This is a genomic window from Candidatus Palibaumannia cicadellinicola (genome assembly GCF_002855795.1).
GTDB lineage: Bacteria > Pseudomonadota > Gammaproteobacteria > Enterobacterales > Enterobacteriaceae > Baumannia > Baumannia cicadellinicola_C.
The window spans coordinates 1-1,801 of record NZ_NJPO01000122.1; the positions used below are offsets into that span (position 1 = coordinate 1).

Genomic DNA, 1,801 nt, shown 5'->3' on the forward strand with positions numbered 1-1,801 from the left:
AAAATAACCAAAACAAACATTTTTAATAAATGATTTTAGTTTAAATCTATGTATAATTTTTATTTGACATAGATAATATTATTAAGTTTTATGATTTTGCTTCAATTGGAGTTTACCATGTTACTTCCGCTTTGGCAGCAATGTCTTGCACGGTTACAAGATGAGTTATCGATAACAGAATTTAGTATGTGGATACGTCCCCTACAGGCCGAAATGAGTGAAAATATGCTAGCGCTTTATGCACCAAATAGATTTGTGTTAGATTGGGTACGCGATAAATATTTAAATAGCATTAATACATTACTTAATAATTTTTGTGGTAAACATGCACCATTACTACGTTTCGAAGTTGGTAGTAAGCCACTTAAAATGACAGTACTACAACCCCAATCCGCTTTATCTGATTTTTCTCATTGCTCTCATGTTAATCCTAAACAAACTTTTGATAACTTCATTGAAGGTAAATCTAATCGGTTAGCACGTGCAGCGACAAGACAAGTAGCTGATAATCTTGGCCGAGATTATAATCCATTATTTATATATGGTCATACTAGCTTAGGTAAAACACATTTATTACATGCTGTAGGTAACCGCATCATAGAGCGCAAAGCAAACACTAAAGTAGTCTATATTCATGCTGAGCGATTTGTGCAGGATATGGTTAAAGCATTACAAAACAATGTGATAGATGAATTTAAACAATATTACCGATCAGTTGATGCTTTACTCATTGATGATATTCAGTTTTTTGCTCATAAAGAACGTTCACAAGAAGTATTATTTCATACTTTTAATGCTTTATTAGATAATAATCAGCAAATGATTCTTACATCTGACCGCTATCCTCAAGAAATTATAGGGGTAGAAGACAGATTAAAATCAAGGTTTGGTTGGGGATTAACAATAGCTATAGAACCATTAGAACTCGAGACTAGTATTATTTTTCTAATAAAAAAAGCAGCAGAAAATAATATCAAGCTATTAGAAGAAGTAGCGGTTTTTATTGCAAAAAGGTTACGTTCTAATATTCGTGAATTAGAAGGAGCATTGAATCGTGTTATCGTTAATGCTAACTATACTGGGCGTGTTATTACAATAGATTTAGTACGCGAAACTTTACAAGATTTATTTTCCTTACAAGACAAATCTATTACGATAGATTATATAAAAAAAATAGTATCGGAATATTATAATATTCCAATGACAGACTTGTTGTCTAAAAAACGTTCTCGTTCAGTTGTACGTCCTCGTCAAATAGCTATGGCATTATCAAAAAAGTTAACTAATCATAGTTTACCAGAAATTGGTTGTTGTTTTGGTGGACGTGATCATACAACTGTATTACATGCTTGTAGAAAAGTTGATCAACTACAACAAGAAAACCATGACATAAAAGATGATTTTTATCATTTAATAAAAATATTATCGTCTTAACTTTTTCAGTTAAAAAATGAAATTTATTATTAAACGCGAACATTTACTCAAACCTCTACAACAAGTAAGTAATAGATTAAGCGGTCGTCATAGTTTGCATATTTTAAATTATTTGCTACTACAGGTAACTGAAGAACATTTGCTTATAACGAGTACAAACTTAGAAATAGAAATAGTAGCATGTGTTCGTTTAAAGATAGTTCATGAGCCAGGTATTACTACAGTATATACGCGAAAATTATTAGATATTTGTCGTTATTTACCAGACAGTGCAAATATTACTATTACGCAGGAAAAAGAAAAGATATTAATAAAATCAGGGCCTAGCCGTTTTTCTCTAAATACACTACCAGCTACAGAGTTTCCT

At 31.1% G+C, this 1,801-nt stretch carries 1 protein-coding gene and 1 pseudogene; both read left to right on the forward strand.

Annotation, left to right across the window (positions count from 1 at the left end; all coding sequences use genetic code 11):
- Positions 1-117 precede the first annotated feature (117 nt).
- Positions 118-1,434, forward strand: a complete 1,317-nt coding sequence (dnaA, locus tag CEX73_RS02310) for a chromosomal replication initiator protein DnaA (protein ID WP_101626986.1) — start codon at positions 118-120, stop codon at positions 1,432-1,434.
- Positions 1,435-1,450: 16 nt separating this feature from the next.
- Positions 1,451-1,801 (forward strand): annotated as a pseudogene (locus CEX73_RS02315) (DNA polymerase III subunit beta); the annotation flags it as partial.

Excerpts from the sequence above, each read along its gene's own strand:
- dnaA (WP_101626986.1), top strand. The coding sequence starts at position 118 with ATGTTACTTCCGCTTTGGCAGCAATGTCTTGCACGGTTACAAGATGAG.